This window comes from Candidatus Enterococcus leclercqii (assembly GCF_009933135.1).
Classification (GTDB): domain Bacteria; phylum Bacillota; class Bacilli; order Lactobacillales; family Enterococcaceae; genus Enterococcus_C; species Enterococcus_C leclercqii.
Genome location: NZ_MAEH01000021.1, coordinates 90,329 through 107,503 on the forward strand (window position 1 = coordinate 90,329; position 17,175 = coordinate 107,503).

Here is a 17,175-nt window from a genome sequence, read left to right on the forward strand (position 1 = left end):
TTAATTGAAAATATAAGAGATGATTTCCTTTTGTCCGGCTTTGCGAGAGACAAATGCCTGCGGTCCTTCTACTGACAGAATCTGAACTTCTACTTGCCCGCTGACACCATCAAAAATTGACTCTACTTGCTTACCAATATATTGAGTAAAGCTGGTGACTTCTGTCTTGGTATAGTACTTGGAATCCACTTTGATCGTTAGTGTTTGTAGCTGATCATCTGCATAATAGCCGGTAGCAGTCACCCCCGTCAGGTTCGGGAAAAAGTTTTGAATCGAATTTCTGAAACTGGTGAATTTATTGGCGACACCATCGCGAGTCGCCGCATTGTCGCCGCCTCCGATAATTGGCAGCGAGACGTATTCTTCGTTGACCTGATCAAACTGATCAATTGTTGTGGCGCCATCTTTAGCTACTGCTGTATAGATGTATTTCCCACCGGCGATATCATCTTTTGCTGCCTGTTCAAACAAACTGACAACGATAGGAATTTTTTCCAGACCCTTTGTTTTACGCATTCTAGTCAATACAGCATTCACGGATTTACGAGCATTAGCCATAATTTCTTCTCTGGAAACGTTGGTGGCAATTTCACTGTCACCATCTTGACGATAGTAAACCGAATTAAAGGCAAAGCCCAAGCTGATGCCACCTAAAGTTTTCCCATCTTCTTCAAGAAAATCGTGTTCCAAAATCTGTTGTAAAATCAAAGGCTGCGCCGTATCAGCTGGATTCAATCCCTGATTATTGTCATCGGAATTACGAGCTAGCCAACTGGTGAGTGTGTCGTAGTCCAGCTGTTGTCCTTCTTGGAAGAAGTATTTATCTGGTGAAAAGGTTTGATGAGACAGTCGCAGCAACCCGTTTTCAAAGTTTCCTTGATTGTAACCACTGTTTAAGCTAGCAACGGCCTCTCGAGCAGCGCTTGTTTCATAATGTCCATCCGGCATAATTGCCTGATAAACGGAGTTGTCCACCCGACCAGTGGTGATACTACCGCTTTCCGTCTTTTCGCCTTCGTCTACCTTAGAGATTCCCATCTCCAAATTTCCGCAGGCACTCAAACTCAACAAACAAAGACCCAACGCCAGCATTTTTTTAGTTTTCATCGGTTGTGTTGCTCCCTTCTATTGCTGTTACCATCTGAGCTTCATCCCAAATCTCGACACCCAGATTTTGCGCTTTGGTCAATTTACTGCCGGCTTCTTCACCGGCAACAACGATATCGGTTTTCTTGGAAACACTGCCAGTGACTTTGCCACCAAGGGCTTCGATACGTTCTTTGGCTTCTTCTCTGGTAAAGTGGGTCAATTTGCCGGTCAAAACGATGGTCTTCCGGGAAAAAGGTGATTCTATTTGAGCAACATCTTGAAGACGGGGCCCTTTATAGATCATATTGACGCCGGCGGTTTTTAATTCCGCAATCAGCTCATGAACCTCGTGATTGGCAAAATAAGTCACCACGCTGTCGGCAATAATCTCACCCATGGTATCCAATGCGATAATTGCGTCTTTTTCTGCGTGAGCCAACTGTTCCATCTCGCCAAAGTTTTCTGCCAAAATCTTAGCAGCTTTGGCTCCCACATGACGAATCCCCAAACCAAAGAGCAGCCGTTCCAGCGAGTTTTCCCGACTGGCATCGATGGCCCGCAGCAAATTGTCCGCCGATTTTTCTTTGATCTTATCTAATGTCAGAAGTTGCGCTTCCGTAAGCTGGTACAAATCTGCGACGTCCTTTACCAACTTTTTGTCGTACATTTGATTTAGTACTCGTGGGCCCAAGCCATCGATATTCATCGCATTTCGAGAGACAAAATGGGCTAGCCCTTCTTTCAGCTGAGCTGGACACTTGGGATTGATGCATCGTAAGGCAACTTCATCATCTAAATGAACCAGCTCACTCTCACATTCAGGACAATGACTTGGCGCTTGGTAAGGCGTGCTGTCCGCAGGTCGTTCTTCCAAAACTACTTGGGCAACCTCAGGAATGATATCCCCTGCTTTATATAAGACAACGGTATCATTGAGGCGAATGTCCTTGGCTTCAATATAATCCATGTTGTGGAGACTGGCGCGGCTGACAGTTGAACCAGCGATAAATACCGGCGTCATTACCGCAGTAGGCGTTACCACACCGGTACGTCCCACGGTCCACTCGATCGTTTCTAATTTGGTATGGGCTTCCTCTGGAGGAAACTTATATGCCGCAGCCCATCGCGGTGCTTTCACGGTAAAGCCCAACTCATCTTGCTGATGGAAATCATTGACCTTGATAACAACCCCGTCAATCTCGTAAGGCAATTGAATCCGCTTTTCGTGATACTCTTGGATGTATTCCCAAATCTCAGCGACGGTTTGACAGACACGGCGTTCCGGATTGGTATGAAACCCTATTCGGTCCAACTCTGCCAGTGCGCGGCTCTGACTGTCTGCTTCCAATGGCCCAAAATCTGCCACCGTGTACAAGAAAGTATCCAAATTTCGTTTCGCAGTCACTCCTGTATCCAACTGGCGCAAGCTACCGGCGGCGGCATTACGGGGATTTGCAAAGACCCCTTGGCCCGCCTCTTCTCTTTCATTGTTCAACCTTACAAAGGAAGCTTTTGGCATGAAACATTCACCCCGGACTTCAATCGTCAAAGGCTCTGCCAAACGCATCGGAATTGAACGAACCGTCTTTAGGTTTTCAGTGATATTTTCCCCGACGGTCCCATCACCACGTGTGGCGCCTTGGACAAAAAAACCGTCTTGGTATTTTAACGAAATAGATAACCCATCAATTTTCAATTCACAAACATAGCTCACCTGATCGCCCAACGCTCGTTTAACTCGCTCATCAAAAGCTTCGATTTCGCTGCGAGTAAAGACATCATTTAGGCTGTATAGCGGTACATCGTGGACGACTTTTTCAAACCCTTTGAGAACCATCCCGCCGACTCTTTGGGTAGGAGAGTCAGGAGTGATTAATTCAGGATGTGCTGCTTCCAATGCCGTCAGTTCCCCGTAGAGCTTATCGTAAACATAATCTTCTACAGTAGGCTGATCCTGCACATAGTATTCATAAGCATAGCGGTTCAACTGCTGCTGCAGCTGAGAAACCCGCTCTTTAATAGTCTGCTCTTTTTCTTCAGTCAAAACCCGCCACCCTTTCTAGATTTTTTCAATCGGCGCAAAAGCCGCTAACAATCGTTTGATTCCCTGAGAAGGAAAGGCCACGTCTAATTCGACATCTTTTGAGCTGCCACCTACGCGAACCACTGTTCCTTGGCCCCACTTTTTATGTTGAACCTTATCACCGACTTGCCAGTTTTCACCTGCTGCAGCTGTTTCTTGTTTACTGGAAACGCCTCGTGTGGCGGCTTGTTTATACTCCGCTTTAAAAGTCTTTGGTGAAAAGGTGCCGCTGCCCCCTGAAGCTCCTGTGGAACTACCAAATCCCGTGGGTGCAGCATTGCCTTTGTTGGCCAACAATTCTTCTTCAATCTCTTTGACAAAGCGTGAAGGACGATTGTATTGGGTCTTCCCGTAAAGTGTGCGGGATAGGGCATTGGTTAAAAAAAGCTCCTCTTCAGCCCGGGTAATCCCTACATAGGCCAAGCGCCGTTCTTCTTCAAGCTCATTTTCTTCCATCAGCGCTCGAGACAAAGGAAAGACACCTTCTTCTAATCCGACTAAAAAGACTACCGGAAATTCCAATCCTTTCGCCGCATGAAGAGTCATCAGTGTGACCTCGCTGGCTTCTTCTTCGTAGCTGTCTACATCAGAAATCAATGCCAAATCGTTCAAAAAGATTGTCAGCTTATCTTCAGCAGATTCGGCCTCGTCTTCTTGAGTCGCCGCAAAAGTCTTATCAAACTCTTGTGTGACAGAAATAAACTCTTCCAAGTTTTCTAAGCGGTTTTGAGACTCCAACGTATTTTGCCGCTTGAGATCTTCTTCATAGCCAGACTTCGCTAATACTTCTTTCGTCAGCTCCGTTACTGTCAAATAAGGAATCATCTGGTTAAAACCATCAATGAGCTCACCAAATTCCGCAAGCTCTTTTGCCGCTTTCCCACTCAGAGGCGACAAAGCGACATTTAAGGATGCTTCCAATAGTGAAAGATCATGGGTATCGGCAAACTCCCGCAGACGTTCAAGCGAGGTCTGACCGATGCCGCGTTTGGGAGTATTGACGATTCGGGCAAAGCTCAGCGAGTCGGCAGGATTGGCAATTACTTGCAGATAAGCCAAAATATCTTTGATTTCTTTGCGATCGTAGAACTTATGGCCCCCCACCATTTTGTAAGGGATATTGGCTTTTAGCAGCGTTTCTTCCACCACACGAGATTGGGCGTTAGTGCGATAAAGCACCGCAAAGTCGCCATATTTACGTTTTTTCTCCCGTTGTTGTTTTTGAATTTCAGAAACGATGAAACGCCCTTCATCTCGCTCGCTATCGCCACGATAATAAGTGATCTTTTCACCGTCGTTGTTTTCCGTCCACAGATTTTTAGCTTTACGGTTGGTATTGTTAGCAATCACCTGGTTTGCCGCAGCTAGAATTGTTTTAGTCGAACGATAATTTTGTTCCAATAAGATCGTCTGGGCATCGGGATAATCCTTTTCAAAGTCCAGGATATTTTGCATATCGGCGCCACGCCAACCATAAATACTTTGATCGGCATCCCCCACTACACACAAATTACGGAACTTGGCTGCCAACATATTCACCAATGTGTATTGGGCATGGTTGGTATCTTGGTATTCATCTACATGGATATAATGGAATTTACGCTGATAATAATTTAGAATTTCTTCATTGTCTTTAAACAAGCGAATCGTGATCATAATCAAATCGTCAAAATCCATACATTGGTTGCGTCGCAGTTCCTTTTGATACAAGTCGTAACATTTGGCCACCAACTGTTCAAAAAAACTGCCCTGCATAGCGGCATAGTCTTCTGGGGTCAAAAGCTCATTTTTTGCATTGGAAATTGCCCCGAGCATCGAGCGAGGATCGTATTTTTTGGGATCGATATTCAATTCTTTTACGACTCGTTTCATCAATGTCAGCTGTTCGGAGCTGTCAATAATCGTAAAATTACGTGAGTAGCCAATATGATCCACGTCTCGCCGCAGGATTCGCACACACATGGAATGAAACGTCGAGATCCAGACATCCTCTCCGCCGGCGCCCAACAAACCGCTAACCCGCTCTTTCATTTCTCGCGCCGCTTTATTGGTAAATGTGATTGCCAAAATATTCCATGGGTTGACCTCTTTTTCTTCAATTAAATAAGCGATTCGATGGGTCAAGACACGGGTCTTACCACTGCCGGCGCCGGCCATGATCAAAAGAGGCCCTTCTGTTGCCTGGACGGCCTCCGCCTGTTTGGGATTCATCCCTTTTAGAAATACATTGGCTGTCATCAAAAACTTCCTTTCATTTACAAACAGTCGCTGCCCTTAAGCAGTCGTCTATTTTTCAATCCCTTCAATTATAGCATTACCCCCTTATTGATAAAACGGCTAGCCCCTAAAAGTTAATAAAAAATTGACTGAAAATCTTTTTGAAATTCCCACTCCCACTTGTCAACTGAAAAGAAACGGACTACATTAATAGAAAAGCTTATAAAAAGGATGTTTTCCATGGAAGTCACTCGTGTCGATAAAACACGTATCACCTATTTAATGAAAGGTACCGCAGTCGGTATCATTGCCGGTATCGTAGTCAGTATGTTTCGTTTAGCCATCGAAGAATTGGGAGCGGCGGTGTTTCATCTCTATGGCTATTTTCATCAAAAACCGCTGCTTTTGTTGCCTTGGATTTTGATTAGTATCCTTTGCGCAGTTGTGGTAGGCCGATTAGCAAAATCTGATCCAACTATCAAAGGTAGCGGTATTCCCCAAGTTGAAGGGCAGTTGCAAGATGCCTTGACGGTCAATTGGTTTTCAGTTTTATGGAAAAAATTTGTTGGCGGGGTTTTGGGAGTCGGCATGGGGCTTTTTCTTGGTCGCGAGGGGCCGTCGATTCAATTGGGCGCCAGTGTCGGACAAGGATTTGCTGAATTCACCGGGGCAGATCGTTCGGAAACTAAGATTTTGTTGTCCAGTGGCGCCAGTGCCGGCTTGGCAGCGGCTTTCAACGCCCCTGTGGCTGCTTTATTATTTATCGTGGAGGAAGTCCACCACAACTTTTCTCCATTAGTTTGGCTGACCTCTTTTACTTCTGCTATTGTTGCTAATTTCGTTTCAATGACCATCTTTGGCCTACAGCCTGTGCTCCACATGGGTCAGATTTCTTCACTACCGTTAAAAAATTATTGGCTTTTGCTCTTATTGGGAATCGTTTTGGGTCTTTTAGGCCGATTTTATCAAATTGTTCTTTTACGCTTGAATCAGTGGTATCAAAAACTGCCCCTTCCTGATTATCTCCACGGGCTTGTCCCTTTTCTCCTAGTAATTCCAATTGGCTATTTCTGGAGAGAAACCCTAGGCGGCGGCAATCAGATTGTCCTAGGATTTGGCCTGCACTTGCCGTCCTTGACTGTTTTATTGTTCCTCTTTCTTTTGCGCTTTGTTTTTTCGATGGTCTCTTACGGCGCAGCTCTTCCAGGGGGTATCTTTTTACCGATTTTGACATTAGGTGGCATTATCGGTGCCTTTTTCGGTCAATTTGCAGTCATGTATTTGGGGATGGATCCTATTTTCGCCAAAAACTTTGTGATCATCGCCATGGCCGGCTACTTTGCTGCTATCGGTAAAGCTCCCTTAACAGCAATCATTTTGGTCACCGAGATGGTGGGTTCGTTAAATCACTTGATGCCATTAGGTTTGGTAGCCCTGATTGCTTATATCGTCGTCGATTTACTAGGGGGTAGCCCCATTTACGAGACTCTGCTGGAACGCTTGGTTGAAACAAAACCTTCTGATATTAAAGGCGAAAAAGTTGTTTTAGAATATGCAGTTCATGCCGAAAGTGTCCTCGATGGAACGCAAGTGAGGGACTTCCGCTGGCCTAAAGATATGCTATTGATCTCAATCCAAAGGGGGGAACAAGAAGTATTGGTCCATGGAGATACAATTATCCAAGTAGGTGATCTGCTAAGGATTTTGACGGATACTCGCCATGCTCGAAATGTCTATCAAGAAATCACAGCTTTGGACAGACCTGCGTTAAAATAGTCGTCATCCTTCAAATAATGAGATTGTAGTAACTCCTTGTCCACCCTTCGCAAAAGCCCACTAGAAAAGAGAGACTACTTCCAAAAGAATAGAAGTGGTCTCTCTTTTCTGTGATATCCATTTCAAGCCTGAATAGTTTTGATTTTGTCAAGCCAGGTCAGCGTCATTTAATTCTCTTTCAAAGAATAGCCGCTTCCTTCGACTGACTAAAGCTCACCAATTGTCGGCAACTAATTGCTAAGAGACTACGTTTATGGCAAATGACTTCCTGTTACTCAGCCTAGTACTTCAGCCCGCCCGCAGAGATGAACAGTCACTCAATCCTTATTTGAAAACGCCACTAAACCGATTCCTCAATGTACTCAGTCCAATGCCTCACTGATTTTCATTTTCTGTCACGTCATATGAAGGTATTTGGAGCAGCTCATCAACATCTTGTATGCGTGAGACAATTGCTTCGTTGACATATACAGAAATTTGACCATCATTGACTGGGAAAACACCACGGCCATTTTCATCCAAAATAATTTTGGCATCATTGTTTCCCAATGCATCTACGAAGGTGTTACCGGCATGAACTGCACTTATTGTCATTTCTAACTCTCCTCCAGCAGCATTGGTCATTACCACAGCATAGCCAGAATCTTCGTGATCGAAATCTCCAGTTCGTACCCACCCGATTTGATCCGCATCGTTGAAATAGTCGACTTCATTGCCATAAGCTAAGTTTTTCCGCAGTAAAAGTAAGACCAGCAGCTCTCTACCTACAGGATCTATATCTTGTGATGGAATTCCATAGAGATCACCCCAAAAGACCGTTGGCGTACCCGCTTTTCGCAGAAGGATGAGAGCATAGGCATGCGTCTTAAACCAGCCTTCTACCCAAGACTCTAAGCTCTGCCCTTTTTGTGTGTCATGATTGTCTACAAAAGTCACGGCATAATCAGGGCGAGATTGTAACAAGGTCTGGTCAAAAATCTGCCGCATATCAAAGGCCCCCATGCTGCTGGCCGCTCGATAAAAATTGAAATGCAGAGGTACATCAAAAAGGTTGATTAAATTTCCAGAAAGGTCCAAGTAATTTTCCAACTTATCCACTTCATCTGCCCAGTACTCTCCAACCACAAATAGTTCACCATTTTTTTCTTCTCGACGACGTAATAACCAGTCAACAAAATAATCAAACTGAATGTGTTTGACTGCATCTAAACGAAATCCATCAATTCCTGTGGTCTCCATAAACCATTTGCCCCAGTTATCCAGCTGTAGATTCGTTTCCTCATATTCCATATCCAAGTTGCAGCCCATCAAGTAATCAAAATTACCATTTTCATTGTCTACTTCATTGGCTTCTACCCAACCTTTATCCCCCAGATTAAACACCGCGTGATCTTTCGTTCGGGCGTCATAATCAACACCGGAAAAATTCTTCCAAGTCCAGACATAGTCGTTATAAACGCCTTTGCGACCGGGAAAAGTAAATCTCGTCCAAGCTTCAATCAGTTCTTCACCACCGATTTGTTGGTTCCGATCGTCCCAATTATATTTAACTGCTGATACTTCCTCTGTTTCATCAGCTCCCAAAAAATGATTAAAGACAATGTCTGCGTAGACTTTAATTCCAGATTGTTGAAGCGCATCAATCATTTTCAAATAGTCATCTTTAGTACCATATTTGGTAGGGACTGAGCCTTTTTGATCGAACTCTCCCAAATCGTATAAATCGTAGGTACCATAACCAACATCTTCCGCGCCAGCTGATCCTTTCGAAGCTGGCGGCAACCAGAGAGAAGTGATCCCCAATCTATTAAATTCTTCTGCCTTTTTAGTCAACAATTGCCAATGTTGATGATCTGCTGGTAATTCCCATTGAAAAGCCTGCAAAATTGTTTCGTTTTTCATAGCATATCCTCCTTTGTAAAACTATTTCCTTATATTCCATTAAGCCAAAGACGCTAACAACCTGTCAAACAAAAGCCGTTTTCCTTTCACACAGCCTATAGATATAGCGTTTTCAATGACAAAAAACGATCCTTCTTGAACGATTTTGAATGATTTTGATTGCATTTGAATGAATGACATGATATTATACTAGCGAAGGGAGGATTGTAAATGCTTACAGAAGAACGTCAGCAAAAAATACTCCAACTAATCCAAGAAAAAAATATCGTCAAATTGCAAGAGCTCACCCAAAAGCTGGATGCGTCTGAGTCCACAATTCGACGGGATCTCCAAGACCTGGAGGACCAGCATTTATTGGAACGAATCCACGGTGGTGCCAAAAAAATTCAACGCTTCATGTTGGAACCGGACATGCAGCAAAAAGCGACTGAACACACCGCGGAAAAACGCGCAATTGCCGCCTATGCTGCTGCACTGATTCACAAGGATGATGTCATCTATTTGGATGCCGGTAGCACGACGTTAGAGGTTATCAACTATCTGCCTCAAAATTTACACATCAAAGTCGTGACCAACTCCGTCCAGCATGCCGCCCGCCTGATTGATCGCAATATTGAAACCATTATTTTGGGAGGCAGCATTAAGTTATCGACACAAGCGACTTTCGGCTATACCGCGATCCAACAGTTGGCACCCTTTCGTTTCACTAAAGCATTTATCGGTACCAACGGAGTCGAACTAAACGCAGGTCTCACCACTCCCGATCCAGAAGAAGCATTATTGAAAAAGGCAGCTTGTCAGCAGTCAGAACTTGCGATTTTGCTGGCTGACTCCTCCAAATTCGAGCAGATTACCTTCACAAAATTTGCTTCACTTAAAGATGTTGTGATTGTTACTGACCGTTTGGCGCTACCTAACAAAAATGCCTACCATGAACAAACCAGTATAACGGAGGTAAAAAAATGATCTACACAGTTACTTTAAATCCATCCATCGACTATATCGTCCACGTCACTGACTTTCAACCGGGAACGGTCAACCGGATGACAAAGGATTTCAAATTCCCCGGCGGCAAAGGAATCAATGTCTCCCGCATCTTGAAGCGCTTAGACGCCTCTTCTACTGTCCTGGGCTTTCTCGGTGGATTTACCGGTACCTTTATCAAGGAAGCTTTGCAAAAAGAAGGACTTGATTGTGACTTCACGGAAATTGGCGACGACACGCGAATCAATATCAAGTTGAAATCTGCCACAGAGACAGAGATTAACGGTGGTGGCCCGGAAATCACCAATCAAGAGATTCAGCTGTTAAAACAACAACTCAGCAACGTTCAAAAAGGCGATATCGTCATTTTATCTGGCAGCGCCCCCAGCAGCTTACGCAAAGGCTTTTACCAGGAACTGATTGCAATCGTTAAAGAAAAAGATGCCGATTTTGTCATCGATACCACCGGACAAGATTTGGCAGATGCTTTGTCATCAGAACCCCTCTTAGTCAAACCAAATAATCACGAACTTGCCGACTTGTATGACACATCCTTCAACAGTATTGCTGACATTATTCCTTACGGCAAGCGTTTATTGGCGGATGGCGCTCGCCACGTCATCATTTCCATGGCCGGCGACGGAGCGCTCCTCTTCACCGATGCCGGTGTGTATCAATCCAATGTATTAAAGCGGCCACTGAAAAATTCAGTTGGTGCCGGCGATTCCATGATTGCTGGATTTATCGGCGCATACGAAAAGAGTTCTGATCCGTTGACTGCCTTTAAAATGGGGGTTGCCTGTGGTAGCGGCACTGCTTTTTCTGACGATTTGGCTACCCGAGAGATGATTGATTCCCTTTTGGATGAAGTCATCGTGACTAAAATCAGTGAATAACTCTGAGCTGTTCAGAGAAAAGAAATTATTATTCTGTGTTACTACAATGCGGTGGTTTGAAAGATAACTCCGCTGCCTATGATCAAAAGGAGGAACTGCTACATGAACATCAAAGATTTAATGTTAAAAGATGCCATGATTATGGACCTGCAAGCCACTGACAAACAAGGCGTCATCGATGAAATGGTTCAAAAAATGTATGATGTCGGCCGTATCAGCGATATCAAGACTTACAAGGATGGCATTTTAGCTCGAGAAGCACAAACCTCTACCGGCCTCGGTGATGGAATTGCTATGCCCCATGCCAAAAATGCAGCCGTCAAAGAAGCAACTGTCCTTTTTGCCAAAAGTCAAAAAGGAGTTGATTATCAGTCACTAGATGGTCAACCCACCTATCTGTTTTTCATGATTGCCGCTCCTGAGGGTGCCAACGATACTCATTTACAAGCATTGGCTGCCTTGAGTCGTCTACTGATCAATCATGACTTTGTAGAAAAACTAAAAGGTGCCCAAACACCAGATCAAGTCCAGCAATTATTCACAGAAGCTGAAGCTCAAAAAGAAGCAGAAGAAAAAGCCGAAGCACAAGAAACAGCTGAAAACGAGTTAAAGGACTTCAATCGTCGTTATATCGTGGCTGTCACAGCTTGTCCCACCGGGATTGCCCACACGTATATGGCAGAAGATGCGTTGAAAAAACAAGCCAAAGAAATGGGTGTCGATATCAAAGTCGAAACCAATGGCTCAGAAGGAATCAAAAACCGGCTGACAGCTGAAGATATCGCCAGAGCAGATGGGATTATCGTGGCTGCCGATAAAAAAGTTGAAATGAATCGATTCGACGGCAAGCCATTGGTTAATCGTCCCGTATCAGACGGCATCAGAAAACCAGAAGAACTCATTAACGAAGCCTTGAGCGGTAAAGCGCCGGTCTTTCGCGGTGACGGCTCTGCAGCAGGTGACTCTGGTGAAAGCGCCGCAGACGGAACAATTGGTCAACGGATCTACAAAGATCTCATGAACGGCGTCTCCCACATGTTGCCATTTGTTATTGCCGGTGGGATCATGATTGCTATTTCCTTTATGATTGATAACTTTATGGGGGTCCCTCATGATGCACTGAGCAAGTTAGGTTCTTTCAATGAACAAGCCAAATGGTTCAATGATATCGGTCAAGCGGCATTTGGTTTTATGTTGCCAGTCTTAGCTGGGTTCATTGCTTCCAGTATCTCCGATCGTCCCGGCTTGGTAGTCGGTTTTGCTGCGGGTGCCTTAGCAAATAGCGGCGGTGCCGGTTTCCTCGGCGCTTTAATCGGTGGTTTCCTGGGAGGATACGTGATTGTCTTCTTGCGTAAGATCCTCAGCGGGTTGCCAAAATCATTGGAAGGTATCAAAGCAATCCTCTTCTATCCTTTCTTTGGTCTCTTGATCACGGGCTTCTTGATGCTTTTAATCAATATACCGATGAGCGCCATCAATAGCGGACTAAACGACTTCTTAAACAGCTTGGGAGGAACAAACGCTGCTCTTTTGGGTGCCCTGTTGGCTGGAATGATGGCAACTGACCTTGGTGGCCCAATCAATAAAGCGGCTTATGTTTTCGGTACTGCGACCATTGCCAACACTGTCGCTGAAGGCGGATCTATCGTCATGGCCTCAGTAATGGCCGGTGGGATGGTCCCTCCATTGGCCATCTTCGTAGCTACTCGCTTGTTCAAGAACAAATTCACCAAAGAACAACAAGACGCTGGTTTAACCAACATCATCATGGGACTGTCCTTTGTAACAGAAGGTGCGATTCCATTTGCTGCTTCTGATCCATTGCGGGCAATTCCAAGCTTCATGATTGGTTCTGCTATCACCGGTGGTTTTGTTGGCGGCCTAGGTATTCGCTTGATGGCTCCTCATGGCGGAATCTTCGTTGTGCCACTCTTGAGCCGTCCCATCGTCTATCTCTTATTAATTGCTGCCGGCGCATTAATTTCTGGCGTGATTTTCGGTCTATTGAAAAAACCACTGGCAGATGCCAAATAACACAGTTTGATCCGAAGGGGATTTTCCTCTTCGGATTTTTTGACTATTTTTTTGTATAGCCAAAAAAAGCCGGTATCTTTTGCGACACCGGACTCTATCTTCTCGTATTTTATCCATCAATGACGGCTTCTTTGCTGCTGCTTTTCTTGTGCTTTCACTCGTACTTCGGCTGCTTTTGGTTCATACCAGCTGAGAAAGACACTCATCAGCACACCAGTTAGAAGAAAGAATAGACAAACCGGTACCTTCCAATAAAAATCAGGTAAAACACAGAGCACTATGAGTAACCCAGCTGTTGGCAACATAATTTTTTTGAACACTTTGTCTTCTTTCATCCTCCTGATCCCCCCATTATATTTTCCAATTGTGGCATTGATGAAGCTTGTAAAAAATTAACCCGCAAGTGATTTTTACCTTTTTTTAAGTCAAAGTAACGCTCACCTCTGCGCTTTTTCAGGCGAGAAAACTTGATATCTGCCATTTCTTGTTTTAATTGTTGATAAGGAATCGCCTGTGCGTGTTCATCTGGCAGATAAATATTCAAAACCACCAGGTATTCGTGGTAACGACCATCTTTGGGGTCGATTTCGATCTCTAGATAGTTCCTAATGTAAAACATGTAGGCTTGTAGTCCGTCATCCAATGCATAGCCAGGATTTAAAACGAGATAGTTCATCATCTTCATTCGCTGTTCATCCACCCAAGGGAAATAAGCCTGTGCATTCAATGTTCCCCGCACGCGCTTCACTTGCTGTTGATCTCGCACCAAATCAAACGTTCTGGTCACAAAATGGGTAGCTGCTTTTTTCTCAGTCGGCTGCAGTCGATCATTTTGATATTGTACCGTCTGAATCATATTATCGGAGTAAGCGTATTCAATGAAGGGCTCTCTCAATATTCCAATCCCATTATCCCAAGCCAGCTGATCGACTCCCAGCTGATCTCGAAACATGCGCTGATAGTGCAAATTACACTCTCGATCCCAATGAAACGGGTCACGATACAGCTCTACTAAAATAACATCTGGCGCGATACGACGCACCTGCTCCACCTGTTGGACGTCCTCGATGACAGCCAGTGGAATAACTTTGTGATAGTAACGGCTGAAATACATGCGCCAACAGGAGGTTAGGCAATAGCCTTTGTAGAAGATGTCGTAACCAGGAAATTGATTGCAATCGATCACCAGGTCTCCATGAGGTCGTATAATCTTAGGTAAACAACTAATCTCTTCCGCTGTTTGAAAACGTAATCGCTTATCAGGTGTATCGACGTTATGATGCAAGTACTCGTCATAAGACCGTAAATAGCCGAACAACCCTTTTGTTTTCATCTGAACCTCGGTATAATCCAAAATCAATTTTTGATTCCTTTTGAATAATCCTTTAGTCAACAGATGGCGCTCCAGAAGATTGCCGGCTACCAGACGAAAACTCGCTTCATTCTCATCATCGGATACATGAAGGGTAAGATCTTCTTTGTCGCCGGCTGATTTCAAGAGCTTGAGACAACGAGTTAACGAAAAGAGCTCCTGTTTTGTCTCATCGATACACATCTTCTTTGGTTCAAACAAGATGCGTACAAAAACCAGCCAGTCCTGAATATGTTTTCGAATCGCCTGTTCTTCCAACAAACGATACTGGATGCTTAAAAGCAGCTTTTCCTCCTTTTTCATACCCTCACCCTATTCTAATTTTTCTATAACCTTATTATAACCAATATATTATCAAAAGCAAAGCATAGCTGCTCCAAAAAAACGTAAATTGTAAGCAGCTATTTTTTTCGAAATCATTAAAAAAGCATTATCTCTTGGATTCCTGGATTGAGATATTGTATGGTTGGTCACTGTCGTGATAAACTTGGTTGGCGGAGGTGAAGGCAATGGGATTGAAATTTCAGCGAGACGATTCTTTGGACCGAAAATTTGAAGAGTTTGCTATGCTGCCTGAGCAAAAGGCAGATAAAAACAAAGAGAAAGAAGCTGCACTCAAACGTTTCTTAGAACCGGAATCAAAAACAGAAGAAACAAAAAAAACTGACCCGTCATGATTGCGGGTCAGTTTTTTGTTTTTGAAAAAGAGAATTAACATTTTTATTTTTTAATTGCTGCTTCGATAGCCTGCCAGGCCTTGTCTTTGCCTTCTTTTGTCACAGAAGAAAAGATGATAAACGTGTCCGCAGGGTCGAATTCCAACGCTTTTTTAATCACAGATTCGTGTTTGTTCCATTTTCCTCTGGGGATCTTATCTCCCTTAGTAGCTACCAAAATCACCGGCAGCTCATAGTATTTTAAAAACTGATACATCTGGATATCTTCTTGGGAGGGAGCATGGCGCAGGTCTACTAGTGACACCACGGCTTTCAATTGTTCCCGATTGGTCAAATAGGTCTCAATCATCTGGCCCCATTTCGCCCGCTCAGTTTTGGAAACCTTCGCGTAGCCATATCCCGGAACGTCAACAAAATGGAGGCTGTTTTCGATTAGGTAAAAATTCAAGGTCTGCGTCTTACCAGGCTTGGAGGATGTACGAGCTAGATTTTTACGATCAATCAGCGTATTGATAAAGGAAGATTTGCCAACATTTGATCGACCTGCTAAAGCAATCTCCGGCAAGTCTCCTGCTGGATATTGCGCCGGAGAAACGGCACTGATCACGATTTCGGCATTGTGAACTTTCATGGTAAGGGTATCCTTTCTTAAGACTGTCACTGCTAACGAAAAGAAGGGATACAAATCCAGCGACTTGTATCCCGTCAAATCATTGTCGGCGAATCAGCCGGCTTTTTTTTCTTCTTCGGCAAAGACGATTTTTGGTTGTGCCCCTTCTGTTACCGCTTCTTTGGTGATTACGACTTTCGCGATAGTTTCATCAGAAGGTACATCAAACATAACATCCATCATGATATCTTCAATGATGGACCGCAGTCCGCGGGCACCAGTATTACGTTCGATTGCTTTATCGGCGATTGCCTTCAAAGCTTCCGGTTCAAATTCCAAGGCAGTCTCATCGAGCTCCAACAGCTTTTTGTACTGCTTCACAAGCGCATTTTTAGGTTCTGTCAAAATTCGGACCAAATCCTCGTTGGTCAATTTATCCAACGCTGCCATCACCGGCAGTCGACCAATGAATTCCGGAATCAAACCAAATTTCAATAAATCCTCTGGAATGATATGCTTCATGATGCTTTCGCCTTCAGCAAATTTCTTGTTGTCGGTACCGAAGCCGATAGTTTTTTCACCCATGCGATTTTTAACGATGGTTTCGATACCGTCAAAAGCTCCGCCTACGATGAAAAGGATATTGGTTGTATCGATTTGAATCATTTCCTGATGAGGATGCTTGCGCCCACCTTGAGGAGGAACGCTGGCTTCTGTTCCTTCCAGGATCTTCAAAAGTGCTTGCTGCACCCCTTCGCCGGAAACATCACGAGTAATAGACACATTTTCACTCTTACGGGCGATTTTGTCGATTTCATCGATGTAGATGATTCCTTTTTCGGCCCGTTCTACATTGTAGTCTGCAGCTTGCAAGAGTTTCAACAGAATATTTTCTACGTCTTCTCCCACATAACCGGCTTCTGTCAAGCTGGTCGCATCGGCAATCGCAAACGGAACATTCAGTGAGCGAGCCAATGTCTGCGCCAAAAAGGTCTTACCAGAACCAGTTGGTCCAATCAAGCAGATATTACTTTTTTGTAGTTCCACATCATCTGTGGAAGTGGTTTCGGCATTAACTCGCTTGTAATGATTATAAACGGCCACTGCCAACGCTTTTTTGGCCCGTTCCTGACCGATGACATACTCATTCAAAATAGCCAGGATTTCTTGCGGTTTCGGGACTTCCATAAACTCACGAACAGCATCTTCATAAAGCTGTTCATCAATGATCTCTTTACACAGATCGATACACTCGTTACAAATATAGACACCCGGACCAGCCACGATTTTTCGCACTTCTTCTTGGGTCTTGCCACAGAATGAACAACGCACTGTGTCATTGCTGTTAGGATTATCGTACATGGTTTTCACTCCTTGGACGAACTTCATTTAGAAAGTTCGTTGTATTTCTTCCAGGCTCCGCCACGAGTGGAATAGATTGATTCAAAACAGTCTTAATAAATCATATCACACAACGGTCAAAAGCAAAAGACTTTAAGACAGCGGCCCTCTTCAGATAAGAGTTATTTAATCTT

13 protein-coding genes are annotated in these 17,175 nt (G+C 44.2%); 5 read left to right on the top strand and 8 right to left on the bottom strand.

Going from position 1 to position 17,175, the window contains the following annotated elements; translation table 11 throughout:
• Genes BAU14_RS13525 through pcrA form a run of 3 tightly spaced genes read right to left on the bottom strand, consistent with a single transcriptional unit; the run spans position 1 to position 5,410 of the window.
• Positions 1-1,107, bottom strand: a complete 1,107-nt coding sequence (locus BAU14_RS13525) for a CamS family sex pheromone protein (RefSeq protein ID WP_161900633.1) — start codon at positions 1,105-1,107, stop codon at positions 1-3.
• Positions 1,097-3,133 (bottom strand): NAD-dependent DNA ligase LigA, encoded by a 2,037-nt coding sequence (ligA, locus tag BAU14_RS13530; protein ID WP_161900634.1) that lies wholly within the window; start codon positions 3,131-3,133, stop codon positions 1,097-1,099. The genes BAU14_RS13525 and ligA overlap by 11 nt, the downstream gene beginning before the upstream one ends.
• A gap of 15 nt (positions 3,134-3,148) precedes the next feature.
• A complete protein-coding gene (pcrA, locus tag BAU14_RS13535; RefSeq protein WP_161900635.1) occupies positions 3,149-5,410 on the bottom strand; it encodes a DNA helicase PcrA in 2,262 nt (753 codons plus the stop codon).
• 219 nt (positions 5,411-5,629) lie between these two features.
• Here pcrA and BAU14_RS13540 point away from each other — a divergent pair, with 219 nt between their 5' ends.
• Positions 5,630-7,165 (top strand): ClC family H(+)/Cl(-) exchange transporter, encoded by a 1,536-nt coding sequence (locus BAU14_RS13540; RefSeq protein ID WP_161900636.1) that lies wholly within the window; start codon positions 5,630-5,632, stop codon positions 7,163-7,165.
• 375 nt (positions 7,166-7,540) lie between these two features.
• On the opposite strand, the gene BAU14_RS13545 is transcribed toward BAU14_RS13540, so the two are convergent.
• Positions 7,541-9,067, bottom strand: a complete 1,527-nt coding sequence (locus BAU14_RS13545) for an alpha-amylase (RefSeq protein ID WP_161900637.1) — start codon at positions 9,065-9,067, stop codon at positions 7,541-7,543.
• Positions 9,068-9,277: 210 nt separating this feature from the next.
• Here BAU14_RS13545 and BAU14_RS13550 point away from each other — a divergent pair, with 210 nt between their 5' ends.
• The 3 genes from BAU14_RS13550 (at position 9,278) to BAU14_RS13560 (ending at position 12,981) form a co-directional block, all read left to right on the top strand.
• Positions 9,278-10,033: a DeoR/GlpR family DNA-binding transcription regulator gene (locus BAU14_RS13550; RefSeq protein WP_161900638.1), complete on the top strand. Its 756-nt coding sequence runs from the start codon at positions 9,278-9,280 to the stop codon at positions 10,031-10,033.
• A complete protein-coding gene (gene pfkB, locus BAU14_RS13555) occupies positions 10,030-10,947 on the top strand; it encodes a 1-phosphofructokinase (protein WP_161900639.1) in 918 nt (305 codons plus the stop codon). Before BAU14_RS13550 ends, pfkB begins: the two co-directional genes overlap by 4 nt.
• 102 nt (positions 10,948-11,049) lie before the next feature.
• A complete protein-coding gene (locus tag BAU14_RS13560) occupies positions 11,050-12,981 on the top strand; it encodes a PTS fructose transporter subunit IIABC (RefSeq protein ID WP_161900640.1) in 1,932 nt (643 codons plus the stop codon).
• 116 nt (positions 12,982-13,097) lie between these two features.
• On the opposite strand, the gene BAU14_RS13565 is transcribed toward BAU14_RS13560, so the two are convergent.
• Positions 13,098-13,316: a hypothetical protein gene (locus tag BAU14_RS13565; RefSeq protein WP_161900641.1), complete on the bottom strand. Its 219-nt coding sequence runs from the start codon at positions 13,314-13,316 to the stop codon at positions 13,098-13,100.
• On the bottom strand, positions 13,313-14,656 hold the full coding sequence (locus tag BAU14_RS13570) for a hypothetical protein (protein WP_161900642.1): 1,344 nt from the start codon (positions 14,654-14,656) through the stop codon (positions 13,313-13,315). The genes BAU14_RS13565 and BAU14_RS13570 overlap by 4 nt, the downstream gene beginning before the upstream one ends.
• 206 nt (positions 14,657-14,862) lie before the next feature.
• Here BAU14_RS13570 and BAU14_RS14300 point away from each other — a divergent pair, with 206 nt between their 5' ends.
• A complete protein-coding gene (locus BAU14_RS14300; protein WP_202622238.1) occupies positions 14,863-15,030 on the top strand; it encodes an SPJ_0845 family protein in 168 nt (55 codons plus the stop codon).
• Between the two features lie 43 nt (positions 15,031-15,073).
• Here BAU14_RS14300 and yihA read toward each other — a convergent pair whose 3' ends face one another.
• Complete coding sequence (gene yihA / locus BAU14_RS13575) at positions 15,074-15,661, bottom strand: ribosome biogenesis GTP-binding protein YihA/YsxC (protein ID WP_161900643.1); 588 nt, start codon at positions 15,659-15,661, stop codon at positions 15,074-15,076.
• Between the two features lie 93 nt (positions 15,662-15,754).
• Entirely contained in the window at positions 15,755-17,002 is a 1,248-nt protein-coding gene (clpX, locus tag BAU14_RS13580) for an ATP-dependent Clp protease ATP-binding subunit ClpX (protein ID WP_161900644.1), read from the bottom strand.
• Positions 17,003-17,175: the final 173 nt, after the last annotated feature.